Consider the following 25,763-nt stretch of genomic DNA (forward strand, 5'->3'; position numbering starts at 1 on the left):
GGTCGGTACTCCAGGAGGATTCCAGAATGTTCGCGTTTATCGCCCGCTACGTGGTCACTCATCCTTGGCGGGTGGTGGCCGGGTGGCTGGTCGCAGTGGTCGCCATCATCGTGCTGTCGCCGAGTCTGGAGAGTTACACCAACGGCAACCAGCAAACCTTCCTTCCGGGATCCTTCGAATCGGTTCAGGCCCAAGACATCGCGAACACGGCCTTCCCCGGCTCGTCCGGTGCCTCGGGCTCTCTGGTGGTCACCCGCGACGACGGAGCATCACTGTCATCCGACGACCAGCAGACGGTCACGGGCCTTGCCGCGACACTGCAGTCCGACGCGATAGCCGGTGTCACGGGCGTCAATGCATCGCCGCAGTCGCTGTCCCAGGACGGCAAGGCCATGGCGCTTTCGGTCACGTTCGCCGGACAGCCCGGCGATGAAGCCGTCAACGATGCTGTCCCAGAGGTGCGTTCGGCTGCTGAGGCGCAACTCGAGGGAACCGGCCTGACGTCGGGTCTGACCGGCAACGCGGCCATCCTCGTCGACACCAACACCGCCTATGACGGTGCGGAGAAGATCATCACGATCGCAACCATCGTGGTGATCGTCGTGTTGCTCGGCCTGGTCTTCCGCAGCCCCATCGTCGCGATTCTCCCGGTGATCATCATCGGCCTGGTCTACCGCGCGGCGCAGGGCCTCACTGCCCTGGCCGCCGACCTCTTCGAGTTCGAGGTGAGCACCTCCCTGGATGCGATCCTGGTGGTGGTCCTGTTCGGTGTGGGCACCGATTACGTTGTCTTCCTTCTGTTCCGCTACCGGGAAGAGTTGCGTCGCGGTACCGAGACGATGGCAGGTCTCATCATGTCGGCATCGGTGGTCGGAAAGGTGGTCGCGTCGTCGGCGTTGACGGTGATCGGTGCCTTTGCTGCCCTGTTCCTCGCGAAGTTGGGGTCGCTGACGACCCTGGCGCCGGGTTTGATCATCGGCGTGGCAACGATGTTGCTGACCGCGCTGACGCTTGTTCCGGCCCTGTTCGCCATTCTGGGTGACCACTTGTTCTGGCCGCTGGGCCCTGGCAAGGATCCGAAACAGTCCGCATTCGGTGCCGTCGGTTCGCTGGTCGCGCGCCGGCCTGCGGCGGTGGTCGCGGTGGTGATCGTGGCGCTGGCCACGCTGGCCGTGTTCGCCACCGGATACAAGGCGACGTACAACACGCTCGAGGAATTGCCCTCGGACACAGCGTCACAGCAGACGTTCAACACCATGGCCGAATCGTTCCCCTCTGGCGCGCTCAGCCCCACCCAGATCCTGGTGAAGGCACCCGGACCGGTGCCGCAGGATCAGTTGTCGGCGATGATCTCGGCGGTGGGTGCCGTCGACGGAGTCGCGTCGGTCGGCCAGCCGCGCATCAGCCAGGACGGAACCGCGGCGATGGTGAACGTCGTCCTCGGTGACGATCCCTATTCCACCGCGTCGCTGGATCTGGTCGAGGGACCGGTCCGCGATGCCGCCCACGCGTCGATCACCGATGCGGAGGTGTTTGTCGGTGGACAGACCTCGATGCTGGTCGACGTCCGGGCACAGCTTGATTCGGATACCAAACATGTGTTCCCGGTGGCGTTTGCGATCGTTGCGGTGATCCTCGGACTCCTGTTGCTCTCGGTGCCGGCGCCTTTGGGCTTGCTGGCGTGTGTGGCCCTGACCTTCGCGGCGACCCTCGGCGCGCTCGTGCTGGTGTTCTTGAAGGGCGAGGGTCTGGACGGCATCGACTTCTCGACCCCGATTGTGTTGTACCTGTTCGTCGTTGCGATCGGCACCGACTACAACATCCTGATCGCGGCACGTCTGCGCGAGGAGTTCAAGAACGGGTACTCGCCGCGCATGGCGGCGAAGATCGCGATCGCCAATGATGCCCCGACCGTGGTCGCGGCAGGCACCGTGCTGGCGTTGACGTTCGCCTCGCTGGCCCTGACCGGGTTGAACAACCTGCAAGAACTCGGTGTCGGGGTGGCTGTCGGTGTCTTGTTGGCGTCGGTCGTGATGGCCCCGGTCCTGGTGCCGGCGCTGTCGATTCTGCTCGGCCGGTATTTCTGGTGGCCGTCGAAAGCGGGCACACCCACGTCGGACAGCGCAGGCGGAGTCGATCAGGCGAAGGAGTCGACCTCGGTCTGAGCGCCGCGGATCAGTCTTTCTTCAGCGACGGCGGGCTCTGGCCGGGCCGAGGGCGGCGAGCCACGCCGACACCGCCCAGGATTGCCAGCCCACTGATGGTGATGATCGGCGCGCCGGGGGATCCCTGTCCCTCGGCGCCGTCGTGGTCGCCGCCGAAGCCGCCCATGATTCCGATGCCGTTGATCCGGACGGTGGCATCGTGCGGGACGACGATTTCTATGCCACCCATGATGGCGGTGGCCCGGATCGTCAGCGTCGGAGACGTGAACACTGCGTCGCGGAGGTCGATCTCGACACCACCCATGAGAGCAAAGGCGTTCAGGTGCTCACCGACCGCCGCCCGGCCTTTGAGCTCGGAACCGCTCATGACGGCGATCCGGTTGAGGGTCACCTCGACGTCGGTGGGGTGGGTGGTGGGCTGTGCGGTCGGCGCCGTCGGCGGCCTGAGCTGATTGGTCGGCAGATCGTCGGTGAGGGCGTCGAGTTCACCGAAGGTTTTCGCCGCGAGCGCCTTGTCGGCGCGTTCCTCGTACTCAGCCGGACTCAGGTGTCCCCGGGTCATCGCCAACGAGAGGATGTCGATCGCCAGACGGCGGTCTGCGTCGCCGGCTCGGACGTTGCTCAGGCTGGTGGCGGGTTCGGAATCTCCCGTGGGTGTCAGATCGCTCACCCGCTCACCGTAGTGGATGTTGTGTTGTTTTGGCGGAGCCGACCTGGACTTTTTCTCGCCAAAACAGCACATCATCGGGGGTCGGGGGGGCCGTCGAGCAGGATCTGTAGCGCGGTTCTGTGGGCGAGGTAGGCGCGTCTGCCGGACGCGGTGATCCGGTAGGTGGTGCTGCTGCCCCGGCCGTGGCCGACTTTCGATGGCGTGACGTAACCGGCCGACTCGAGGGCCGACATCTGCTTGGACAGGTCCGAGTCGGTGAGGTCCAGGTGTTCCTTGAGGAATTTGAACGACGCAGTGGTGCTGTTGGCCAGAATCGCCATGGCGGCGAGCCGTTTCGGGGCATGGATCACCGGGTCGAGACCGTCGATCATGCGAGCCGCACCCGAACCGCCGCCGCTGCCTTGGCGTAGCGCCGTTCGTAGATCATCAGCCCGACGGTGATGACCACAAAGGCGACCACCGCTGCCGGCACAGCGCCGACGAGCCACCACACCAGGGCGATCAACCCGACAACAATCGGCAGGGCCAGGAAGTAGCGATTCCACTCCATCCGGATCTCGGCCGGTGGCGTGCCCTTGCCTGGCATGGGAAAGGCGCCGTGCCGCCTGCTCATCCATCCGACGAACACGAACTCGACAACGATCAGAGTGGCAAGTGCTGCGAAGAACAGGGCCTTGTGTTCGTGCACCCAGGTGAAGACCCCGATCATCGCCGCCGCCCAGCCACCGACTGCGGGGTAGTACCACCACGGTGTCGGTGGATAGTCGACATAAGGTGCAGCTTCGGCGCGTTCGGCGATTCTCAGGAGTTCACGCGCGTCATCACTTTCCATACCGGAAAGCTTAGGAATAACTTTCCACTTCTGCAAGTAAAGGTGGGATCAACGGGCACGAAGTTCCTGGTCGGGCCCTGCATTCGGACTCGCTTTGGATTGGGAGGGGGGTAACCGGTACCCTCTAGAGGTTGTCGATGTCCGCTCCGACTCGCACCCACTATCCACCGGGTGCGCATCGGGTACCAGGCACCGCAGGACGAGTGCAGAAGTCCGAACGCCGAAACGGTGAACGGACACGCACAAACCCCGATACGTAAACGAAGAAATGAAGGGCTGAATCATGGCTGTACCGAAGCGCCGGATGTCGCGGTCGAATACTCGTAGCCGCCGCTCGCAGTGGAAGGCCGACAACCCGGTCTTGCAAGAGGTCAAGGTTGGTGGCGTCGCTCATCGCGTGCCCCGTCGCCTGGTCAAAGCTGTGAAGCTGGGCCTCGTCGATCTCGATCGTCGCTGATCTAGCCCCAAGGCTCAACACTTCAGGCTGGCCGTCGAACTGACGGTCAGCCTTTTGTTGTGCCCGGACCCCGAGGCGGGAAAGGCCTGCGGTGTTGCAGGACGTACTGAATTACGCGGGCATCGCGGTATTCGCATGCTCGGGTGCGCTGGTCGGCATCCGAAAAGACTTTGACCTGTTCGGGATCTTGTCGATGGGGGCGGCCACGGGGGTCGGTGGCGGAGTGATCCGGGACCTACTGCTCGGGATCACGCCACCCACATCCGTGCAGCACTGGCCCAATCTGACCATCGCGTTGATTGCCGGACTGGTCACCTATTTCTTCCATCCGGCTTTCAACAAGTTGTTCCGGGCGATCCTGTTCCTCGACGCGATCGGCATGGCCGTGTTCGCGGTCACCGGCGCATCTTTTGCCCTCGACCACGACGCGAGTGCGATGGCTGCCGTCCTCCTCGGTATCACCACGGCGATCGGTGGCGGTGTCCTCCGCGACATCCTCGCCAATGAGGTGCCGTTGCTGCTGCGCCCGACCGACCTCTACGCGGTGCCGGCGATGTGCGGGGCGCTGGTGGTCGTGATCGTCATCGGGCTCGATTGGCCGGAGTGGACGGGCCTGGTCGGCGGCGCAGTCGTGGCGGCCACGTTGCGGATGGCGAGTCTGCAGTTCAAGTGGCATCTGCCGACGGCTCCGCGGCGCCAGTCCTGACCCAGTGTCGGGATCGCGACCAGGTCCGTCGCAACGCGCTACCGAGGCGATGAAACGAGGCGCGCCGGGGGGATTACTCAGCGCTCTCTCAGCAGGTCACGTAAGACTGTTGTCATGCGCATTCTTGTTGTGGACGACGATCGCGCCGTTCGCGAATCTCTGCGCCGGTCCCTGACGTTCAACGGGTACACGGTGGTCACTGCCGGAGACGGTGTGGAAGCTCTGGAAAAAATCAGCAGCGAACGCCCCGATGCGGTGGTGCTCGATGTGATGATGCCGCGGCTGGACGGGTTGGAGGTCTGTCGTCGACTCCGCAGCACCGGCGACGATCTTCCGATCCTGGTCCTGACCGCACGTGACTCCGTGTCCGAACGCGTGGCAGGTCTCGATGCCGGTGCCGATGATTATCTGCCCAAGCCGTTTGCCCTCGAAGAACTCCTGGCGCGACTGCGGGCCCTGATGCGCCGCGCGACAACCGAAGCTCCTCCCGACTCGGAGGCGATGACCTTCGAAGACCTCACGATGGACCCGGTCACGCGAGACGTCACCCGCAACGAGCGGCCGATCAGCCTGACGCGCACCGAGTTTGCGCTTCTGGAGATGCTGATGGCCAACCCGCGGCGTGTTCTGACCCGTAGTCGCATCCTGGAAGAGGTGTGGGGCTACGACTTTCCGACGTCGGGTAACGCTCTCGAGGTCTATGTGGGCTATCTGCGTCGTAAGACCGAAGCCGAGGGCGAGATCAGACTCATCCACACCGTGCGGGGCGTCGGCTACGTCCTGCGGGAGACCCCGCCGTAGATCGTGAGCTGTGAACCGTGAGCCTTTACCATCGGCAGTCGTCCCCGACCGAGCCGATCACACCGCAACGTCCGACGAACCTGGTCCCGGCCAATGAATTGCCGAGGCAGATGCGTAAGCCGATGCCGCTGACCCGCACCATCTCTCTGCGGTGGCGCATCACCATCCTGGCCGCCACCGTCGTCGGTATCGCGGTGGCCGTCATGGCTGCTGCCGCTTTTGCGGTGGTGTACCGGGCGATGTACGCCGATGTCGATTCGCAGCTGACGAACCGGGCCAACGGGATGACCGAGTTGGCCCGCATCGGCGTCCTCGACGATTCGCCGGAGTCCCTGGTGGCCGGCACGGTGTACTCCACCGACATGTCCGTGGCGTTGGTCATGCCCGGCGGTCGGGGCTTCCAGATCGGGAGTGTGCCGTACGGCGACGCCGAGCAAGAGGTGGTCGATGGTGAATCCGAGTCGTCGTTGCGGACCTCGAACAACCAGCGGGTGCTCGCGCGCAAGCTCGTTGACGGCAACACCCTGATCATCTCGCAGAGCCTCGGTGACACCGACGATGTGCTCGGGCGGCTGGCCTGGGTGCTCGGGGTGATCGGCGGTTGCGGCATCATCCTGGCGGCGGTGGCCGGAACCACCGTTGCCAGAGCGGGTTTGAGGCCGGTGGCGCGTTTGACACGCGCTGCCGAACGGGTGGCCAGAACCGACGATCTGACACCGATACCGGTGATCGGCAACGACGAGTTGGCAAGACTCACCGAGAGTTTCAACTTGATGCTGCGCGCGCTGGCCGAATCGCGCGACCGGCAATCGCGGTTGGTCGCCGACGCCGGCCACGAGCTGCGCACGCCGCTGACGTCACTGCGGACCAACCTCGAACTGCTGATCGCGTCGTCCGAGCCCGGTGCCCGTGCCGTACCCGACTCGGACATGGCTGAGCTGCGCGCCGACCTGATGGCGCAGATCGAGGAGCTCTCCACATTGGTCGGCGACCTCGTCGACCTCGCCCGCGAGGACGCCCCGGAGGTGGTCCACGAGGAGATCGACCTCGCGGAGGTGATCGATCGTTGCCTGGAACGGGTACGTCGGCGCCGCAGTGATGTGGATTTCGATGTTCACGTCAGCCCCTGGTTCGTGTTCGGGGAGAGCGCGGGCCTCTCGCGTGCGGTACTCAACGTCCTCGACAACGCGGCCAAGTGGAGTCCCCCCGGATGTCCGGTGGTGGTCAAACTGGTCCAGGTTGCGCCCGATCGTGCCGAACTGACCGTCGCCGACGCCGGACCGGGCATTCCGCCGGAAGACCGGCAGCTGATCTTCGAACGCTTCTACCGCTCGACCGCGGCCCGGTCGATGCCGGGTTCGGGGCTCGGTCTGGCGATCGTCCGTCAGGTGGTGGTCCGGCACGGTGGCACTGTGGTCGCCGGACAATCCGAGGCCGGCGGCGCCCTGTTGACCATCACCTTGCCCGGTTCACCGACCGCAGCCGAGATCGCGCCGCGCGTCGTTCAGCAGTAGACGGGCCGCGGTGCCGTGCGCAGGCGTGTCTTGCTTGGTCCGCGCTCACCGTCATTCGAGGGGCCGAACCGCTGATTGCCGACTCGAACGAGTGCGAGAATTGAGGGGCAAACCAACAGCGGCGTCTCAGCGACATCTCAGGCCGACGTAGCAGGGTATGTATCAGTGCCGGGGTTTTGAGCGGCAACCGAGCGCAGCGGTGCGCGTGGCAGAAAGCAAGCGTGGGACATGGGCGGCAACGACAACGAACGCGAATCCGGCACCCCCGAGGGTGGCGGATTCCCGAATCAACCAGACGCAGGTGGTCCCACCGGGTCGGCGGGATGGGGGCCGGGCGGCAACGACCCCTACGGCCGCACCACATCGTTTGATCCCCGATCTGCGCAGCCGCCTTCGCCTTACGGGCAGCAGCCCGGCAATCCCTATGGCCCGCAACCAGATCCGCACCCGCAGGGCGCACATGCCGGACAGCAGTCGCCGTATCCCGGATTTGGATCACACAACCCGACAAGCCAATTCGGCGCTCCGGGAGATCCTCGCTCGGCCGGTCCGCAGTCGTATCCACCGGGATCGGCGCCGGCCTCCAGGCCTGGCGGCCGGTCGGGTGGATTCAAGACCGGGATCGCCATCGCTGCGGTGGCCGTGGCATTGGTCGCCGGTGGTGTGGGAGGTGTGGTCGGGGCGAACATCGCCGATGACTCATCGGGCTCTTCGAGCAGCGAAGGCATTCTCGGTGGCGATCGAGACAATACGCAACCGGTAGCCGCTCCTGAAGGGTCCGTACAGGAGGTGGCGCAGAAAGTGCTCCCGTCGGTGGTGTCCATCAAGGTGATCGGCAGCCAGTCGGCAGGTTCGGGCTCCGGTGTGGTGCTCACCGAGGACGGCACGATCATGACCAACAATCATGTGGTCTCCGGTGCCGGCTCCAACCCTGAGGTCATTGTGGTCTTCAATGACGAAAGCACGGCCAGCGCAACGATTGTCGGGGCCGACACCATCTCCGACATCGCGGTGATCAAGGTCGACAAAACCGGACTCACCCCGATCCAGATCGGCACCTCGGACAATTTGGCGGTCGGCCAGGAAGTCATCGCGATCGGTGCACCTTTGGGTCTGGACGGCACGGTGACCACGGGCATCATCAGTGCCTTGAACCGGCCGGTGTCGACACAGGGCGCGGAAAGCGGTCAGGCATCGGTGATGGATGCGATCCAGACCGACGCGGCGATCAACCCGGGCAATTCCGGCGGTGCGCTGGTGAATGCGAACGGGGCACTGATCGGTATCAATACGGCCATCGCCAGTCTCTCCGAGGGCGAGACGGGTGGCAGCATCGGCCTCGGCTTCGCCATTCCCGTCGACCAGGCGATCCGGGTCGCAAACGAGCTCGAGAAGACAGGCAAGGCCACCCAGGCAGGACTGGGGGTGTCGGTGCGTTCGGGTTCGCCGTCGGCCGACGAGCCCGGTGCGTTGATCAGCGAGGTGCAGCCAGGTAGTGCAGCGGCGGATGCCGGCATCCCGAACGGGGCATTGGTCACCAGGGTCGACGACCGGGTCATCTCCTCGGGCGACGCCCTGATCGCTGCTGTTCGGTCATACGCACCCGGCGACAAGGTCAAAATCACCTACGAGGTGAATGGGCAGAGCAAAACAGTCGACGTAACCCTTGACACCCTGAATACCGGAGGCGGATAGCATCGTGAAATTCCCTGACCTGACAATCAGCGATCCGAAATCGACTGACACTGCGGTGGGCGGACGACTCCAATCGGTGTCGATCATCCCGACCGATAGAGTTCCACTCGGAGATAGTGACATCTCCGACCTGGGGATCGGCGAGGCCGATGTGGTTGCGGCCGATGCCGCGGCTGCGCGGCTTGCCGCCCAGGCGGGAGTGATCGAGGCGGAAGGAATTCAGATGAGGTCGTTGAACTTGGCCGAAGAGGATCTGGGACGGGCTCTGGTGGTCATCGTCGACGATCGCGCCGCGCACGGTGAAGATCAAGCCCTGATCGGGCCGTTGGTCGGAGAATTGCTCGAAGAGGCCGGTTTTCACGTGGACGCAGTCGTGGCCGTCGAATCTGACGAGGTCGAGATTCGTAACGCGCTCAACACCGCGGTGATCGGTGGCGTCGACTTGGTGATCTCCGTCGGCGCAGTCGGTGTCGGTGGACGAGATGTGGCTCCGGAAGCGACCGCAGACCTGCTCGACCGCAAGCTGCCGGGCATCGAAGAGGCCTTGCGTAGTTCGGGTCTGGCGGCGGGCGCGATGGACGCCGGTTTGTCACGGGGATTGGCCGGCATCTCCGGGCAGACGATCGTTGTGAATCTCGCCAACTCCCGGGCCGCAGTCCGCGACGGGATGGCCACCATCACGCCGATGGCCAAACATCTCATCGCCTCGATCTCTGACTTCTGAATCAGGTTGTCGTGGCGGAGAAATCGGAAGGCAAACGCTCATTGTCGCGTGCGGAGTTGGACAAAATCTTCGGCGACGAACTGCCTGCGACCACCCGCGACGAGCGCTCCGACGGCGGGTGTGACGAAGCTCACAGGGGCGCGAACAGGCAGTCTGACGATTGGTTTATCGCCAATCGGCCGCCACATCACGAGTGAATAGCGTTTTAATCACAGCCCGGTCCTGCGGTTTAACGGATTGGTAACTGAATTCCATCCAGTATCGACAATTGCCGCTGCACGTCAGCGAATCCCGGTGTTTAGGACACGCTTACTGCTAACTGTTGCTTGCATTCGCCCAGCGCACTAACGTTCCGCTCGATACGTCCAGTACCAGTGCGGGGGCTGGAAGTGTCCCGCGATGCGCCCCCGAGGGTGTTCGTGGAAGGACTGAAACGTACGGCTGGAATTAACTTCTGGGAAACGTTGGGCATGCCGCCCGTTAACGCATCCCGTGGATTATTCCGACCAACCGTCAGGTCACTTCAGGCTCACGATTTGGTTGAGTTTGGATTACACAGCAATCCTGTGAGAGGGAACGAATGAGCAAGTTCAGCATGTTCGGTCTACGCCGCATTGTCGGCGCTGGAGCCATTACCGCGGTTGCTGCCATCGGCTTGGCCAGCATGGGCGCCGGAAACGCCGCCGCAGGCCCGCTGGCTTCGGGCAGCAAGGTCACTGAAGGCATCGATGGCACCGTGATCAAGATCGAGCGCACCGGCGAGAGCGCTTACCCGGTTCCGTCGGTGGCCAACAACGGCGCAGGCCGCGCCGCAGAGGTCAACGGCAAGGTCAAGGTCTACTCGGGCGGCTCGGCGGGAACGCTGACCACCGGCTACATCGTGGGCTGCCAGATCGACATCACCGGCTTCTCGGGCGGCCTGGGCGGCAGCCTGGACGTCCTCAGCTTGTCCGGTGGACTCTCCGGTTCGCTGTCGATCCCGCTGAGCCCGGGTCAGGCCGTGTTCGTGTCGCTGGGCAGCAAGGACTTCGACGGTAACGACGCGTCGATCCAGTACAAGAACCAGGGCATCGACGTGCAGCAGTGCGGTGGATACGCCCAGGCTCGCGCCTTCTCGACCGTGGTCACCACCGGTGACTTCGTTGTGAAGTCGACCCTCTACGGTCAGCCGTTCAGCCTCAACTGATCGTCGGCAGATAATCCCGCCCAAGTCTTGAAACACTTTTATCTGCCGCAAGCAGATTGATATTTCCGTAAGGGGAATCATGAAGAACACAACCTCGCGTCGTATCGCGGCGGCCGCCGGCATCGCCGGTGTTTCCGCTGTGGCGCTCGCCTCGATGGGCGTCGGCGCTGCTGCTGCCGGACCCCTCCCCGGTGGCAAAACCACTCAGACCCTGGACGACGGCACTTCGGTGACCGTCAGCCTCTTCGGTGAGAACTCCACGATCTCGCCTGCGATGTCCGCCATCCCGACCAGCCGCAATGTGTGGCTGGACGGCAAGATTGTTGTCAACGTCGCCGGTGGCGCCGAAGGCGGCAACATCGAAGCCGGTTACGTCGTCGGTTGCCAGCTCAACTTCGGCGCGAGCGCCGGAGCTTCCGGTGGAGTGAAGGCTGCTCTGCCGACCGGTGAAGACGCCGGTTCCGCGATTGTGCCGGAGTACTCCACCGGTGCTGAGGCCGGATTCACGCTCTCTCCCGGTGAGGCAAAGTACGTTGCCCTCTTCTCCGACTCTGATGGCGACAACACCGGCTTCGACTTCGAAGGTGCAAACGGCGGCATCGCCTACAGCCAGGAAACCTTCGCAGTCCACGGCTGCGCCGGATTTGCTGAGGCCAAGGCCTACGTGAAGGTGACCGTCGAGACCGAATCGACCACCGGCATCGTCACCCTGTGGGGCAAGCCGTTCAGCATCGGCTGATAGCAAGCCTGCTCGACAACTGAATATCAACGAAAGCCGGGACGCCACAAGGTGTCCCGGCTTTTGTTGTTCCATGCTGGGTTTGGTGTTCCGTTTCGAATGGCCTCGTTGGCGCTGAATCGTGAGTGCGAGCGGAGTTTCGTACTCGCGCCGCATTCTTGTACTGGCTTACACAGTTCTTCGTGTCGCCGGTGCAGTTGTGGCCGTGAAATCGGTCAGCGGCGTGAGACAGGTCGGGAAGAACAAACCGCCCGCACATTGAATGTGCGGGCGGTTTGTTTGTCGTTATGGGGGAAGCGAATTATTGGCTGTGCCGTCCCGGGCCGTCTTCGGGGCGCTCGGGCGGTGGCCCGTAGCCCGGGGGAGGGCCGGTCAGCGGATCGGGTCGGTAGCCGGGGTTCTGTGGATCGTAATCGGGTGGCCCGTACTGGGGTGGTCCCGGACGCTGTGGCGGCTGATTCGGGTTGTAACCGGGAGGTGGGCCTGTCGGTGGTTGGTAGCCCGGTTGGTAGCCGGGCGGAGGACCGCTCAGCGGATCATTCGTAGGCAGTCCCGCCGGTGGCTGGTGGGCAGGCGGAGGGTTCTGCGAGTACGACGGCGGACGACCGGCCTGTTCGGGCTGCTGGGCCGAGAACTTCTGGGTGCCTGCCTCCGATGCGCCGAGACCGCCGGCAGCTCCGGCAGCGCCCACCAGGGGCGCCGACGCGTGGCCCTCGTGGGCCCGCTCGATGTAGGCGTCGTCCTTATCGGTCTGTGTGCTCTTGGCCGCAGCGATCTTGGCCTTCTCCTCCGACGGATCTTTGCCTTGCAGAATATCGCGGATCTCGGTGAGTAATTCGGATTCAGACAAAGCGACCGCGTCGTCGCCGTCCTTGGCCGCGAACGCCTTCAATTTTTCGTAAGGCATCACAATAACGAAATACACAATTGCGGCGATGATCACGAAGTTGATGATTGCGGTGATCAATCCGCCGATATCTACAAACGTCTCGGAGTTGCCGTCGCGAATGGTGAATCCGAGGCCCTCTGCCGCATCTGTCCCTCCGAGTGAATTGATCAGAGGTTCAATGATGTTGGTGGTGAACGCAGTCACAATTGCGGTGAATGCTGTACCGACAACAACGGCGGTGGCCAGGTCGACGACGTTTCCCCGCATGAGGAAGTCTTTGAAACCCTTTAACATGTCATGGTCCTTCCCACCTGGGAAAACGCGCATATACGTGGGTACATTTTTCGATCTTAACCATCTATCGACCTCGATCGTGGATGGAACATGCGGATTCAATGAAAGACGACGGTGATCGGCGCGGCGAGCGTTGCGACGGCGACGCGGTGCGCATCCCGCTCGGGCATGGCCAAAATCGTCGGCCGGGTATCTCGGCCGGATCGCGCTGTGCTGGGTGCGAATACAAGCGCCACCACGGCGTTCTTCACCAGAACCGTTGGAGTTGAGGGTGCTTCGCCATCGTTCGATTCGTCGATGCTCAGGACGTCCACCACGTCGCCCTCGCGGAGAAGGTCCACGATGGACGAGTCGGACAAGGTGACCGGGACGAGGCGGGCGTCGTCGCGACCCAGCAGGGCAGCGGGCAGGCGACTCGACAGCACGCGGGTGTCTGTGAATATCTCACCGGGATGAACAGGGCCGGTGACTGTTTGTTCGACCAGGTGCGAGGGATCGGTGATCGCGCCGACGGGGATCGCGGCCGCGTCGATGCTGCGGACCTCGAGGTCGGCGGAGGTCAGATGGATGCCGGGTGCGATCTCGCGGGCGGCAACGACGACCGACTGCAGCTCTGTGTCGCGCTGGGCGCTCAGGGCTGCCACGATCGCGATCACCACCAAAGCCGCGGCGCAGATCCGTCGGAGCAGGAGAGCGCGCGTCCAGCCGGGGCGAAGTGCATGCCTCAGGCGGTCGAGAGCGGTGGGTTGAAGCGGGTTGCGGTCGGCCATTGGCCGAACGCTAGGTCACTGCCGGTGGCGAAATCCGGTGCGTGCGCGCCTGCCCGATCGAACTGTGGGCAGGCGCCGCCACTGTGGACAAACGCCGGTGTCAGGAGGCTGTTGCGGCCGGGGTGCTGGGGGCCGAAGAGCTGGTGGACGAGCTGCTGCCCGAGTCGCTCGACGATGATGATGACGACGACGACGAGGTCGATTCCTTCTTGCTGGAGGAGTCGCTGGAGCTCGCTTCGCTGCTGGTCGACGTCGACCGGCTGTCGTTGCGGTAGAAGCCGCTGCCCTTGAAGACAATGCCGACGCTGTTGAACAGTTTGCGCAGCTTACCGGCACATTGTGGGCATTCGGTCAGCGAATCGTCGCTGAACGACTGCACGATGTCGAAGCGGTTATCGCACTGTGTACAAGCATACGAATAAGTGGGCACCGAGGACCTCCGGAAGTATTTAGCCGAGAACTTTGTGGATTCTACAGCGCAGTTGGCACTCTAGGTTAACGAGTGCCAGGGTCAAGTTGTTCCGAGGCGGCGAAAGCCGTCTGACGGCGTCAGGCTCCAGCCCATCGGCACGTCCAGATCGTCTGCGGGGATCTCGTCGAGGACCTCATCGTCGTAGACGACGGCCACCAGGCGTTCGGTGTCGACCGACGGGATCGTCCGGTCGTAATAGCCCGCGCCCCGACCGAGGCGGACACCGCTGCGGTCCACGGCCAGCGCCGGGACCAGGACCAGATGGGCGGTGTTGATGATCTCGCTCGGCAAGGTGGCTCCGGCGGGTTCCAGCAGGCCGAACCGACCGGTTGTCAATGAGTCGGGACCGTCGTAGTCCGACCAGCCCAGCGGTGCCGGCAGGCCGGGGCTGACCACGGGGAGCAAGACCCGGTGGCCCTGCTCGCGAAGGGCGTCGAGCAATGCGACGGATCCGGGTTCGGTGCCGACCGGGACGTAGGCGGCAATCGTGGTGACTTTTTCGTCGGCCAACTGGCCGGTGTCGTCCAGATGGGCGATCCATGTCACAAGCCGGGCGTCCGCCGCCCGTTTAACCTGCGGTGACATATTCTCGCGAACCCTCTGTAGGTGTTTTCGCAAAGTAATCTTCGTAAAATTGATGGGTGCAGCCTCTCATCCGAAGCGTTCTGCCGATAGGTTTATCCCTGGATGCCGTTATTAAGCAAAGTAGGGTGGAAAATGATTGATGCGAAGATGAGTCCGACTGACGAGATGGAATACGAATCGGTCCCCGGAACACCCCCTATTCCGAGGACCGCAATAGTGCCTGCCGCCGGTTTGGGAACACGCTTTCTGCCCGCGACCAAAACGGTCCCGAAAGAGCTTCTCCCGGTTGTTGATACCCCGGGTATCGAGCTCGTGGCCGAAGAAGCCAAGGCTGCCGGCGCCGAACGCCTGCTGATCATCACCTCGCCCGGCAAGGACGGGGTCGTCGCCCACTTCGTCGAGGACCTCGTTCTCGAGCACACCCTGGAGTCGCGCGGCAAAGACAAGATGCTGGCGAAGGTCCGCAACGCGCCGTCGTTGCTGGAGGTCGCCTCGGTGATCCAGGAAAAGCCACTGGGCCTCGGCCACGCGGTCGGCTGCGTCGAAGCGCAACTCGACGACGATGAGGATGCAGTCGCGGTGCTGCTGCCCGACGACCTCGTGATGCCCTCGGGTGTGCTCGAAGTGATGGCGCGGACCCGCGCCCGGCGTGGCGGCACCGTGCTGTGCGCGATCGAGGTCCCCACCGACAAGCTCAGCGCCTACGGTGTCTTCGATGTCGAGGAACTGCCCGACGCCATCAATCCGAATGTCATGAAGCTCAAGGGCATGGTCGAGAAGCCGAAGGCCGAAGATGCGCCGTCGAACTATGCGGCAGCCGGTCGGTACATCCTCGACCGCGCGATCTTCGATGCACTTCGTCGCATCAAGCCGGGTGCGGGCGGCGAGTTGCAGCTCACCGACGCGATCGCGCTCCTGATCGAAGAGGGCCACCCGGTCCACGTGGTCGTGCACCGCGGCACCCGTCACGATCTCGGCAACCCTGGCGGTTACCTGAAGGCCTCGGTTGATCTCGCCCTCGACCGCGATGACTACGGTCCCGAACTTCGGGAGTGGCTCGTTCAGCGCCTCGGTGTCTAAGGTCCGCCTGAGAATTTTCGACAACGCGCCCGAACTGCCGGGCCGGTGAACCGATTCGGCCGTCGAAACCCGCTAACGTCATGTCTTGCGTGTGTGCAGACTCCCGTGCCATACCGGCTCACGTGGTCAGGGCGGGGTGAGAGGAGATGATCGGTGCGTTCGGTGGAGGATCAGCTGAGTCGGGTGACCGCTGCAGCGGTGGCACCTCGGCCGGTGCGGGTGGCGATCTCCGAATCGCAAGGTCTTCTCTGTGCCGAGGATGTGACGGCTGATCGGCCGCTTCCCGGTTTTGATCAGTCGGCCATCGACGGTTACGCGGTGCGCAGTGTCGATGTCGCCGAAGCCGGCAGTATCGCCGGCGACGACTCCGAGTCGCCGGGGGATCACGTGATCGTGGTCCTGCCGGTGGTCGGGGAACTCAAGGCCGGGTCGCGTACGCCGACACGGCTGCAACCGCGGCAGGCGGTCCGGGTGGAAACGGGCGCTCCGCTGCCGACCCTCGCGGATGCTGTGGTCCCGCGCCGCTGGACCGACGGCGGTCTTCCGAAGGTGCGTGTCGGTCATGCGGTACGCAGCGGCCAGTACGTCCGTCATGAGGGCGCTGATGTGCAGCCCGGTGATGTCGCCGTGCGGGCCGGGACGATCATCGGTCCGGCCCAGGTGGGTTTGCTCGCCGCGGTCGGATGCGAGCGGGTTCTGGTGCACCCCCGGCCCCGGCTGTCGGTGATCTCGATCGGTGGCGAACTGGTCGACATCGATCGCACCGCAGGCGGCGGGCAGGTCTATGACGTCAACAGCTATGCGATCGCGGCGGCCGCACGTGATGCCGGTGCGGACGTGAACCGGGTCGGCATCGCCGACAGCGAACCGACGCAGCTGCGCGAAATCGTTGAAGGACAACTGATTCGGTCTGAGATCGTTGTCATCACCGGTCCGGTCGGTGGCGCTGCTTCGGAAACGATCAGGGAAGCCCTTGCCGAACTCGGCGAACTCGAGATCACCAGAATCGCGATGTATCCGGCGTCGGTCCAGGGTTTCGGACAGCTCGGACGGGACGAGGTCCCGACATTTCTGCTGCCTGCGAACCCGGTCAGCGCGCTGGTGGCCTTCGAGGTCATGGTGCGGCCGCTGATCCGGATCGCGATGGGCAAGCGTCAGCCGATGCGCCGGGTGGTGCGCGCGCGGACCGTGGGTGCGATCACCTCGGTCGAAGGTCGTCGCGGATATCTGCGAGGGCAGCTGATGCGCGACGAACAGACCGGCGAGTATCTCGCGCAGGTGATTTCCGCACCCGATGGCGGTTCGCATCTTCTGGCCGGGCTGGCCGAGGCGAATTGTCTGGTGATCATCGAACCCGAGGATGTGGAGTTGCGGCCCGGCGACGAGGTTGATGTGGCTTTCCTGGCTCAGCGCGGGTAGGACTGCAACTGTGCGTTCCTGGACCAGGGGGGATACGTCGCGGCGAGGGTGGCCGGCAAAGTTGGGACCGATCGGCGTGGCGGGTGGCACCGTCACGGTGCGGCCGGTCCGGCTGCGTGACGCGCGGGCGTGGAGTCGGTTGCGGATCGAGAATCAGAACTCACTGATGCCGTGGGAGCCCACCGGTAGCGGGTTGTGGTCGGCGCGGCACAACCCGGCGGCCTGGCCCGGATTGCATTCCGTGCTCCGGGCCGAGGCAAGAGCCGGGAACATGCTGCCGATGGTCATCGAGCTCAACGGCGAATATTGCGGACAACTCACGGTGGGCAACATTCAGCGCGGTGCGCTGCGCAACGCCTGGATCGGCTATTGGGTCGATGCTGCGGTCACCGGTCGTGGTGTGGCCACCGGTGCCCTTGCCCTGGGCGTCGACCACTGTTTCTCGACCGTGGGAATGCACCGGCTCGAAGCGACCGTTCAGCCGGACAATGCCGCGTCGCTGTCGGTGCTACACAAAGTGGGGTTCCGCGACGAGGGGTTACTCAAGCGCTACATGGATGTCAACGGATCGTGGCGCGACCACATCCTCTTGGCATTGACCATCGAAGAACTGCCCGGCGGTGCCGTCGAAACGCTTGTGCGCGATGGGAGAGCAACGCGCTGACCTCGCCGGACCAGTGCTCTGGTCAGTCGAGGAAGTTGGATGTTTTCTGGCTGTAGGTCGACACGATGTGGCCACCTGAAAAGGTCTGGACGTCTTCGAGGGCGAACTGCGTCGGGTTGAACCGTGTGTCGAACGCGGGACGCCCCGCACCGGCGACCACGGGGTACGTCTTGACCACCAGCACATCGATCTGGGGGAGTAGCTGACCGGCGAGATTTCCGCCACCGGCCAGGTAGATGTCCAGGTCGGATTCCTCGTATTTGAGCATGTCGACAGAGGCGGCGGGATCACCTCGGATCACCGTGATGGCTGGATCGTCCACGCGCAGCTCCCGGGACACCACATATTGGTTGAGGTGCGGGTACGGGCTCGTGATGTTCTGGGCCAACGCCGGATCGTAGGTGCGACGTCCCATGATGATGCTGTCGAATCTGGTCAATGGTCTGTCGGCGATGCCGGCCTGCGCACGTACATGCCCTGGCAGAGCGTCTCCGAACTCGTCCAGCATCCACTGCATGTAGTCGTCGGAGATCGGATAGAAGTCCACCTCGTCGTCGGGTCCGGCGATGTAGCCGTCGATCGAAATCCCGATGTAGTACACAAGCTTCGGCATACGCTCCACTTTCGATCGATCTGGGCTACCGCTGACGTTAGTGGACTCGGCACGGCGGGTTCGACTGAATTCGACGATGCCTAACACGAGCTGATCCAGTCGCTGCACACTCTGTGCTCAGTCTTGACAAATCGACGGGTTGTCGGCGCGTCTTCGCTGCTTGAACAGGCTATGGCCATAGCCTGGCTTGGAGCGCTTGTTACTGGTGTGACAAACGCGCACTCGACTGATTGGTCGAGCGAGGTTGCCGAAGGGAAGGAGCTGCCCATGCCGAACTCGCTGTTGTGGGTGTGTCTGGTGGCGATCTGGCTGTTTGTTTTGGTGCCGATGGTCGTGAAATCGCGGCCGACCGTGCGCAAGACATCTGATGCAGCGCTGGCAACGCGCGTGCTCCACCGCGGTGGCCGGACCATTGCGAAGACCAAACGACGCATGGCCTCTGGCCGGCATCCGCACGACGCCGAATGGGAACCGCCGGTTCGCGAATACCGCAAGGTTGTTGCGAAGGGTGGAACCGCCACGGCCGTCAAAGAAGCCGACGTTGATGTCACCGAGGTCGACGAGGACGTTGACGTCGTCGACACCGAGGCTCCTGAGGTCGACAAGACCCCGGTGATGAAAAAGGTTGCCGTCGAAGCCGATTCTGCCGCTGATGTCGTTGATGCCGAGGTCGAGGACGACGCCGATACCGACATCGAGGCGAAAGCCGACGATGAGGCAGAGGTCGATGCTGACGTTGTCGACGAGGCTGACGATGTCGAGACCGCCGCAGCCGACGAGGACGATTCCGTCGCTGAGGTAGAAGACGACATCGAGGCGGAGATCGACGAGGACTCCGAAGAAGCCGAACTCGAAGACGGCGGGCTCGACGAGGCCGACCTCGAAGACGCTGAGTACGACGACGATGAGTTCGAGGACGACGCCGAATACGACGACCACGAAGATGACGACGCCGACGAGGAAGTGGCCGAAGACAATTCGGCCCGCCGAGCCCGCCGCGGCGGCTTCGACCCGGAAGCCGATCGTGAACGCAGCGACAAGCGCTACCGGTTCCGTCAGCGTGTGATGGCACTGCTGGGTGTCCTGGCTCTGGTCAGCATGCTCGCGGGTGTGATGGTCGGAACAGCCGGTTGGGTCGTGGCAGGCCTGTTGGTCGCCGGGCTCGTCGGCTACATGTTCTTCCTGCGCCGCGCAGTGCGCAACGAGCAGCGGATCTACCAGCAGCGGATGCGTCGTCTGGCCCGTGCCCGGCGTGAGGAAGAACAGCGTCGCGCACACCCAGAAATCGACCCGCGCGCCAGCATTCCCGCCCGCCTGCGCCGGCCCGGAGCGATCGTTCTGGAGATCGACGACGAAGACCCGATCTTCGATCATCTGCCCCGCTACGTGCCTGCCGCGCGCCTCGAAGACATCGACCGCGACCATTCCTACCGTCGGGTTGTGGGCCAGTAACGACCCAGTGTTAACCTGTTCAAGTTGCTCGCGAGGGCAACGAAGGGGCTATAGCGCAGTTGGTAGCGCGTCTCGTTCGCATCGAGAAGGTCAGGGGTTCGATTCCCCTTAGCTCCACTCTATCTTTGCAGTTCAGGGGCCATTTTAGCCTACTGTTGTTAGTTTTCCGTTTGGCTTACTGTCCGCAGTTTGTCCGCAGTTTGTCCGCAGAATTTCTTGTCAGCGCCGGTTGTGGCCTTGTTTGGTGTCTAGTTCGTCTCGAGACTTAGCCTGACAGATCACCGCGGACGCGCCGGATCGTGAGGGGTTTTCCGTGCTCAGGCTGGATATGTCGATCTGAAATTATGCCGGTCGACGCGATTGTTTGGTTCTGACATCGTGAGGTGCGATTAACGGCGCCGTGTGGACCTTCTCGTGTTCTCCTGAGAAGTCGGCCAAGGTGTCGAATTGATAGTTCGGGGCCCGGAGTAGCCCGGCGCGGCCGGTGGTTGTTCCAGGTTCATTTCGCGATGAGTGCGGTGATTTCGTCGACGGGCAGGCAGAAGTGCGCAGCGTGGCGCTCGTGATCTTCCGGGTTGCCCCACACCACGCCGTTGGCGTCGGTGACCGCGCGGTTGATGTTGACTAGCCGTCGGGTCATGTCGAAGCTGCGTGGGCATAGTGCGGCCATCTCGGCCAATCGGGAGTCCGGTGTGCGAGGGGAAACAAGATAACGATGGGCATCCAATCCCGATTGCGTCGGCTAGTGCGGGTATTTACGAACGACGCAGTGGGGGAGCGGTATTCGTGTTTGCCCCGGTGGATGACTATGCGCGGTTTCGGCGCTGCGTAACCTCTGCGTACCGAGTTACGTGCAGACTCCGCCTCGGTCGAAATCGGAGAATCCGCCACTCAAAGTGCTTGACCCCTAGAGGACTCGCGGGGTGTGGTTGATAACCGCGCTTTCCGGCGCCTGCGCTAAATCCAATTAGCGCAGACGCCCAGCCACTCACCTGGCTCGATGCGTGACCGATGCGGGTGGTGCAACCCGTTAGCATGATCCGACCTCTCACATAGGCCGGGCGTGGGACGCGAACGGTTTGTCTCCGGGCAGGGACTTGCAATCTGCGCCCTGACCGTGCGCCTCGTATCTGCACCTGGCGCCATCAAATCTCGGCTATTGCTGTGACCACCACAGCATGGCCCGTTCAGCGCTCGCTTCGGCGCGGGCGCGTTCGTCGCCCATGCCGACGAAGAGGTTGACCGCCATGGGACGCAGCACCATCGCTACTGGGTCGGCGAAGTGAGCGAAGTGACCGGCGATTTCTAGGGTGACGAAACCGTGTACAGCGCTCCATAACTCGGCCGCGATCTGGCTGCTGTGGATGGGCGAGACCCGACCCGACTGTGCCAATCGCTCGCAGGCGTCAGCGAGCACTGCGTACGCGGTCGCGAATCCGTTGGCGGTCTTGTGTTCTTGGGATCCGACGTATCGATAGGTGCCTCGGGTCGACAAGCCGAACATCATGTCGTAGAGGTGGGCGTTGCTTTGGGCCACGCTGCGGGTGGACAGGGCGATGGCGAACAGCTGCACCCCGGGATCCGCGTCGGCGTGGGAGGCGGCCTCCATGGCTGCTGCCAGATCTGCATACCCGTGGGCCACCACATCCTGCAGGAGTTCTTTCAACCCGCCGAAATGGTGGTAGACGGCGATGGTGGAGATCCCGGCGGCGTCGGTGATCGTCCGAACTTTTAACTGCTCAGGGCCGAACTGAGCCAGCAGATCTACGGTCGACCGGATCAGGCGTTCACGTACCGAGTCGTCGGGCTCGGATTGGTGTCGCTCCTGCGCGCTTGCCACCAGGACATGGTTTCACACCGTCGGCGATGGGCCTTCTCGGCTAAGCGACCCCGGCCTCGGTGGCAGTGTCAATCCTGCTGTCGCCGTGTTATAACTTCATTATGCTGACCCTGCGCCAGTCCTCGACCAGGTCTGTCAACAAAACGGCCGTACTGATCACACTGTGCTTGGCGGTGTTCGTCGTGAACGTCTCGACGACGATCATCAACATCGCGCTGCCGACGTTGGCCACCGAGATTGGTGCGTCGACTCGGGATCTGCTGTGGATTGTCGATGCGTTCAACCTGGCGTTCGCGGCACTGGTTCTGGCGGGCGGTTCGTTGAGTGATCGATTCGGCCGCCGGCCGCTGCTGCTCATCGGTTTGGGGGTGTTCCTGATCGCGTCGATGGGGGGTGCGCTGAGCAGCGATTCCACGACGCTCATCGTGTGGCGGGCGGTGGCCGGTGTCGCCGCGGCGATGGTGTACCCGGTGACCCTGTCGATCCTGGCCAACGTGTTCACCGAGCGCTCTGAACGGGTCAAGGCGCTCGGTTTGTGGGGCGCTGCCACGGGCCTGTCCGTCGCGGTCGGACCGGTGGTCGGAGGTGCGCTGCTCGAATCATTTTGGTGGGGTTCGATTCTCGTGTTCAACGGCGCGGCCGCAGCGGTTACGCTGCTGTTCGCTCTGCGCTTCGTGCCTGATTCCCGCGACCCGGCTACCCCTCCGCTCGACTACGTGGGGCTGGTCTTGTCGACCGTTGCGCTCGGGACGCTGGTCTACTCGATCATCGAGGCGCCCGATCGTGGGTGGGCGTCGGTCCCGACCCTGGTTGGATTCGCGGTCGCCGCAATTGTCCTGATCGTGTTCGTGCTGCACGAGATCCGGGTGGAGCATCCGATGCTCGACGTGCGACTGTTCACGAACCTGCGCTTCACCGCGGCGAGCGGCGCCGTCACGAGTGCGTTCTTTGCGCTCTTCGGCTTCATTTTCCTGGTGACGCAGTACTTTCAGTCGGTGCGCGACTACGGGGCGCTCGAGACGGGTGTGCGGATGTTGCCCGTTGCCGGGTCGATCGCGGTCGCCTCGATGCTCGGCCCTCGTATCGCGGTCGTCATCGGCTCGAAAGTTGTTGTTGCGCTCGGTCTGGTGTCGCTCAGCGCTGCCTTCGGGTGGGCGTCGACGCTGTCCATCGACACCGGGTATTGGAGCATCGTTGGGCAGATGGTGTTGCTGGGTGCGGGTATCGGATTGACGAGTACGCCTGCAACAGAGGCGATCATGGGTGTCGTGTCGCCGGAGAAGGCGGGGATGGGCTCGGCGGTCAACGACGCCACCCGCGAATTGGGTGGGACGCTGGGTGTCGCGGTCATCGGGTCGGTGGCGCTTTCGGTGTACCGCGACCACCTGCACACCGGGTCACTTCCAGAGCAGCTACAGGAACCGGCACGCGAGTCGGTGGGAGCGGCCCTCGCAGCGTCCGAACAGGCCGCAGCGACGCTCGGACAACTCGGCGCCGACGTGGGAGCACGCTTGGCCGACACCGCGCGCCTGAGTTTCGTGGATGGCTTCACCACCGGTTGCGTGGTCGCGGGCGTGGTGACGGCCGTCGCGGCAGTGCTCACTCTGATCTACCTGCCTGCCCATCCCACTGCACCGGTTGGTGGCGACCCCGACAACAACAACGCGAAGGCGCCGGAGAACCCGTCAATGGTAGACGGATAGCCCCACACTTCGCGCGGGATCAATTATCGTGCAACGTGTTTCGTGTCGTTTGGATGCCATTTGTTGATGGCGCCGGACGGACTGACTGTGGAAGGGGCTCACGACGACCGGGAACACGACGTTACCGAGTGAATCTGCGTGAACCCAGGCGCTGCCTGGCGCGCATCGTGTCTTTGGTGATCGGTACCTGGCCGAGGGCTTTGGCAAGCCCGATCGGTGGCATGTCGCCGTAGATGGTTTCGCTGGCGGCGACCTCATAGGTCTCGTGCCAGATACCTACTGCGGCAACGGCCTTCTTCTCGCGTCGAAAGAACGCCTTCTGCGCCGGTCGGTGCAGGCGTGCCGCATCGGCTGCGTACGCGTATAGCGACTCGGTGTCCCGCCAGTACTGGATGGACGTTCCTCCGTCCTTGCCGAACACGGTGCGGTAGCCGAGTAGGCCGGAGTCCGGGTCACGCGAGAGTTGTTTCACCATGCGGTACTGCCCGACAAGAACAGGCAGCCACGCATCAACACGCCAGATCTTGCTCATGCGCATTCCTAGGAGAAACACGACCACGTTGTCGCCAGACGTACGATCGTGGGTCGTTTTAACAACCGTCATTTCACGCTCCAACCTCAATAGTCGAACCCGATCCATCGACTATAACTTCGTTACATCAAAGCGCGCGGGTGATTTGGAGACTTGAGTTGTGTGTAGAAAGGCGGAGCGTTCAATCAGCCGGTATTCACGCTCGCCTCGCTCGTCGTCGACGTGTCCGAGGGCTCTTCCGGGGCCGTGGCTCACCTTTCTCGAGCGCTTCGAGGTACCCGGCGATGGCATCGCGGTTATGGGTGAGGAAGTCGATCGTCTCGTTCAACCGGTCACGCTCCTGAACGAGGATTGCGTGCAGCGCTGGATCGGCGTTCTGAACGCCGGTGAACGGAGCTCTGTAGGAGACTCATTGACACCGTGAGACGGGATGTGTGTGCTCCGACGGCCGGATTCCATGTGGTCGGCATTTACCTGTGGTTAGCGGTCGTTCCTACTAGGAAAAGTGGACATGTGGCGAATGGCTGTACGGATAGCGGCGATTGCTCTTGTAGGGGTCGGATGCTCATCAGAGGACAGAACCAAGAGCTTGGGTAGCGTCAAACCCGAATGCGCAGGAACAGCTGTCGGGCAATCCGCTGATTGCGCCGGGCGATATCTGTTACGACTTGTCCGCGACCGCCACTGATTCGCAGGGCCAGATGTTGTACTGCAATCCATTTTCCGATGAGGAAGGCGCCGTCAACGTCCTGCGCTGGAATCTGACGCCCTGACCTAGGTCGTTGGATCTCGCGTCAGGCCACTCTTACCGAATTCTCACAAAAAGCGTGCCACTAAAACCAGTTAGCGCAGCTCGAGGACCTGAGTGGGTGGAGCCGATAATGACTGCTTCCGTAAACCCAAAGCAAAGGCATGACCGAAGGTGTGGGTCGAAGGAGGCGTGGTCAAGTACGAACGCCACCGCTTCAGTGCTGGGTAATATCGATTCTCCAAGTTCCGGTGGCCGCGAATAGGCGAGTGGTGACGGTTGGCATGTTTGGGGCATCACTGGCTGGTCATGGTCGCCTGTGCGGCTCAAGACTTTGTCCGCAGTTTGTCCGCAGAATCTCCAACACCCGCCATCGCGCGTCAACGCCGAAAACGCCACCAACTGCGACGATTCCGATTCTCAACATCGACCAACACCCGCAAACGTCCAGTCGATCGCGTTCGCATCGAGAAGGTCAGGGGTTCGATTCCCCTTAGCTCCACTCTCTCTTTGCAGTTCAGGGGCCATTTTAGCCTACTGTTGTTAGTTTTCCGTTTGGCTTACTGTCCGCAGTTTGTCCGCAGGATTTCTCGTCGGTCCCGCTTTTGGCCTCGTTTGGCGTCTGATCCGTCTTGAGAGTTGGCCTGACAGATCACCGCGTACGGCCCGGAGAGTGAAGGATTTTCCTGGTCAGCCGAGTCCTGTCCGTCCTGAGGTGGTGCTGGCCGACGGGACGCTGGGTCTGCGATCGCGCGGTGCCACCGGCGGAATCGTGTGGACCTTCTCGTGTTCCCTAAGAAGTCGGTCAGAGTGCCGAATCGACGAGCAGGGTTTCCGCGGAGTGAGGGAGGATCGCATTAGCGATGACGACGCCAATCGCCCCCAATGTCCCTCTCACCCTGCGGACCTCGCGCCGGACGGCAGTTCGCTCTACCACCTCCATCAGGAACTGATAGGACTCCGCCGGCGTCACTCGTGGCTCTACAGCGCACCAACTCAGGTGTGCGACCTGAGCAATGTGTCGGTGACGTTGATTTCCGCGGCAACGGAGAGGAACTGAATTTGAAGATCGACCTGACCCGGTTGGAACTGGCACCCGACACGTACGGTCCAGGCGACGCGTACCGCAGTGTTGGCCAGCGGCCTCGGTTCGGTCACCGAAACCCGCATCGGGTCTGCCTGGCTAAGACGATTGTGCTGAAACCTGAGACTG

Annotated in this window: 25 protein-coding genes and 1 tRNA gene; 15 read left to right on the plus strand and 11 right to left on the minus strand. The window is 63.1% G+C overall.

Features of this window, described 5'->3' with window-relative positions; translation table 11 throughout:
* Positions 1-26 precede the first annotated feature (26 nt).
* Entirely contained in the window at positions 27-2,165 is a 2,139-nt protein-coding gene (locus AC56PL_RS20605) for an MMPL family transporter (protein WP_497155011.1), read from the plus strand.
* Positions 2,166-2,175: 10 nt separating this feature from the next.
* On the opposite strand, the gene AC56PL_RS20610 is transcribed toward AC56PL_RS20605, so the two are convergent.
* The 3 genes from AC56PL_RS20610 to AC56PL_RS20620 all read right to left on the minus strand — a co-directional run bounded on the left by AC56PL_RS20610 (position 2,176) and on the right by AC56PL_RS20620 (position 3,667).
* A complete protein-coding gene (locus AC56PL_RS20610) occupies positions 2,176-2,835 on the minus strand; it encodes a DUF1707 SHOCT-like domain-containing protein (protein WP_497155012.1) in 660 nt (219 codons plus the stop codon).
* A gap of 71 nt (positions 2,836-2,906) precedes the next feature.
* Positions 2,907-3,206, minus strand: coding sequence for a transcriptional regulator (locus AC56PL_RS20615; RefSeq protein WP_497155013.1), 300 nt, complete (start codon positions 3,204-3,206; stop codon positions 2,907-2,909).
* Positions 3,203-3,667, minus strand: a complete 465-nt coding sequence (locus AC56PL_RS20620) for a hypothetical protein (RefSeq protein ID WP_497155014.1) — start codon at positions 3,665-3,667, stop codon at positions 3,203-3,205. The genes AC56PL_RS20615 and AC56PL_RS20620 overlap by 4 nt, the downstream gene beginning before the upstream one ends.
* A 283-nt stretch (positions 3,668-3,950) precedes the next feature.
* Here AC56PL_RS20620 and rpmF point away from each other — a divergent pair, with 283 nt between their 5' ends.
* The 8 genes from rpmF (at position 3,951) to AC56PL_RS20660 (ending at position 11,489) form a co-directional block, all read left to right on the plus strand.
* Positions 3,951-4,124, plus strand: a complete 174-nt coding sequence (gene rpmF / locus AC56PL_RS20625; RefSeq protein WP_482137664.1) for a 50S ribosomal protein L32 — start codon at positions 3,951-3,953, stop codon at positions 4,122-4,124.
* 91 nt (positions 4,125-4,215) lie between these two features.
* On the plus strand, positions 4,216-4,830 hold the full coding sequence (locus AC56PL_RS20630; RefSeq protein ID WP_497155015.1) for a trimeric intracellular cation channel family protein: 615 nt from the start codon (positions 4,216-4,218) through the stop codon (positions 4,828-4,830).
* A gap of 114 nt (positions 4,831-4,944) precedes the next feature.
* Complete coding sequence (locus AC56PL_RS20635; RefSeq protein WP_482137668.1) at positions 4,945-5,631, plus strand: response regulator transcription factor; 687 nt, start codon at positions 4,945-4,947, stop codon at positions 5,629-5,631.
* Between the two features lie 56 nt (positions 5,632-5,687).
* Positions 5,688-7,145 (plus strand): ATP-binding protein, encoded by a 1,458-nt coding sequence (locus tag AC56PL_RS20640; protein ID WP_495518428.1) that lies wholly within the window; start codon positions 5,688-5,690, stop codon positions 7,143-7,145.
* 228 nt (positions 7,146-7,373) lie between these two features.
* Positions 7,374-8,840 carry a trypsin-like peptidase domain-containing protein gene (locus AC56PL_RS20645; protein WP_497155016.1) on the plus strand — a complete coding sequence of 489 codons (1,467 nt, stop codon included), beginning with the start codon at positions 7,374-7,376 and terminating at the stop codon, positions 8,838-8,840.
* 76 nt (positions 8,841-8,916) lie between these two features.
* Positions 8,917-9,564 (plus strand): molybdopterin-binding protein, encoded by a 648-nt coding sequence (locus AC56PL_RS20650; protein WP_495518427.1) that lies wholly within the window; start codon positions 8,917-8,919, stop codon positions 9,562-9,564.
* Positions 9,565-10,144: 580 nt separating this feature from the next.
* Complete coding sequence (locus AC56PL_RS20655) at positions 10,145-10,750, plus strand: MspA family porin (protein WP_497155017.1); 606 nt, start codon at positions 10,145-10,147, stop codon at positions 10,748-10,750.
* Positions 10,751-10,829: 79 nt separating this feature from the next.
* Positions 10,830-11,489: an MspA family porin gene (locus tag AC56PL_RS20660; RefSeq protein ID WP_497155018.1), complete on the plus strand. Its 660-nt coding sequence runs from the start codon at positions 10,830-10,832 to the stop codon at positions 11,487-11,489.
* 301 nt (positions 11,490-11,790) lie between these two features.
* On the opposite strand, the gene mscL is transcribed toward AC56PL_RS20660, so the two are convergent.
* The 4 genes from mscL to AC56PL_RS20680 form a co-directional block, all read right to left on the minus strand.
* Positions 11,791-12,672 (minus strand): large conductance mechanosensitive channel protein MscL, encoded by an 882-nt coding sequence (gene mscL / locus AC56PL_RS20665; RefSeq protein WP_497155019.1) that lies wholly within the window; start codon positions 12,670-12,672, stop codon positions 11,791-11,793.
* A 98-nt stretch (positions 12,673-12,770) separates the two neighbouring features.
* Complete coding sequence (locus AC56PL_RS20670; protein ID WP_497155020.1) at positions 12,771-13,442, minus strand: SAF domain-containing protein; 672 nt, start codon at positions 13,440-13,442, stop codon at positions 12,771-12,773.
* Between the two features lie 100 nt (positions 13,443-13,542).
* Positions 13,543-13,872 (minus strand): FmdB family zinc ribbon protein, encoded by a 330-nt coding sequence (locus tag AC56PL_RS20675; RefSeq protein WP_497155021.1) that lies wholly within the window; start codon positions 13,870-13,872, stop codon positions 13,543-13,545.
* Positions 13,873-13,953: 81 nt separating this feature from the next.
* Positions 13,954-14,532 carry a 5-formyltetrahydrofolate cyclo-ligase gene (locus tag AC56PL_RS20680; protein WP_497155022.1) on the minus strand — a complete coding sequence of 193 codons (579 nt, stop codon included), beginning with the start codon at positions 14,530-14,532 and terminating at the stop codon, positions 13,954-13,956.
* Between the two features lie 99 nt (positions 14,533-14,631).
* On the opposite strand from AC56PL_RS20680, the gene AC56PL_RS20685 reads away from it, so the two are divergent.
* The 3 genes from AC56PL_RS20685 to AC56PL_RS20695 all read left to right on the plus strand — a co-directional run bounded on the left by AC56PL_RS20685 (position 14,632) and on the right by AC56PL_RS20695 (position 17,662).
* Positions 14,632-15,579, plus strand: coding sequence for a UTP--glucose-1-phosphate uridylyltransferase (locus AC56PL_RS20685; RefSeq protein ID WP_497155023.1), 948 nt, complete (start codon positions 14,632-14,634; stop codon positions 15,577-15,579).
* A gap of 153 nt (positions 15,580-15,732) precedes the next feature.
* Positions 15,733-16,998, plus strand: a complete 1,266-nt coding sequence (gene glp, locus AC56PL_RS20690; RefSeq protein ID WP_482137687.1) for a molybdotransferase-like divisome protein Glp — start codon at positions 15,733-15,735, stop codon at positions 16,996-16,998.
* A 61-nt stretch (positions 16,999-17,059) separates the two neighbouring features.
* Entirely contained in the window at positions 17,060-17,662 is a 603-nt protein-coding gene (locus AC56PL_RS20695) for a GNAT family N-acetyltransferase (RefSeq protein ID WP_495518189.1), read from the plus strand.
* 22 nt (positions 17,663-17,684) lie between these two features.
* On the opposite strand, the gene AC56PL_RS20700 is transcribed toward AC56PL_RS20695, so the two are convergent.
* The gene (locus AC56PL_RS20700; RefSeq protein ID WP_497155024.1) at positions 17,685-18,275 is read right to left on the minus strand and encodes a dihydrofolate reductase family protein; all 591 of its coding nucleotides are present in this window, start codon (positions 18,273-18,275) and stop codon (positions 17,685-17,687) included.
* A gap of 267 nt (positions 18,276-18,542) precedes the next feature.
* Here AC56PL_RS20700 and sepX point away from each other — a divergent pair, with 267 nt between their 5' ends.
* Entirely contained in the window at positions 18,543-19,727 is a 1,185-nt protein-coding gene (sepX, locus tag AC56PL_RS20705) for a divisome protein SepX/GlpR (RefSeq protein WP_497155025.1), read from the plus strand.
* 44 nt (positions 19,728-19,771) lie between these two features.
* Positions 19,772-19,844, plus strand: a tRNA-Ala gene (locus tag AC56PL_RS20710).
* A gap of 382 nt (positions 19,845-20,226) precedes the next feature.
* Here AC56PL_RS20710 and AC56PL_RS20715 read toward each other — a convergent pair.
* The gene (locus AC56PL_RS20715; RefSeq protein WP_495518186.1) at positions 20,227-20,367 is read right to left on the minus strand and encodes a hypothetical protein; all 141 of its coding nucleotides are present in this window, start codon (positions 20,365-20,367) and stop codon (positions 20,227-20,229) included.
* Positions 20,368-20,883: 516 nt separating this feature from the next.
* A complete protein-coding gene (locus tag AC56PL_RS20720; RefSeq protein ID WP_497155026.1) occupies positions 20,884-21,567 on the minus strand; it encodes a TetR/AcrR family transcriptional regulator in 684 nt (227 codons plus the stop codon).
* A gap of 101 nt (positions 21,568-21,668) precedes the next feature.
* Between AC56PL_RS20720 and AC56PL_RS20725 the strand changes: the two genes are divergently transcribed.
* Positions 21,669-23,270, plus strand: coding sequence for an MFS transporter (locus AC56PL_RS20725; RefSeq protein ID WP_482137716.1), 1,602 nt, complete (start codon positions 21,669-21,671; stop codon positions 23,268-23,270).
* A 121-nt stretch (positions 23,271-23,391) separates the two neighbouring features.
* Here AC56PL_RS20725 and AC56PL_RS20730 read toward each other — a convergent pair whose 3' ends face one another.
* Complete coding sequence (locus AC56PL_RS20730) at positions 23,392-23,910, minus strand: DUF4188 domain-containing protein (RefSeq protein ID WP_497155027.1); 519 nt, start codon at positions 23,908-23,910, stop codon at positions 23,392-23,394.
* Positions 23,911-25,763 lie beyond the last annotated feature (1,853 nt).

It is taken from the genome of Williamsia sp. Y721, assembly GCF_059683565.1.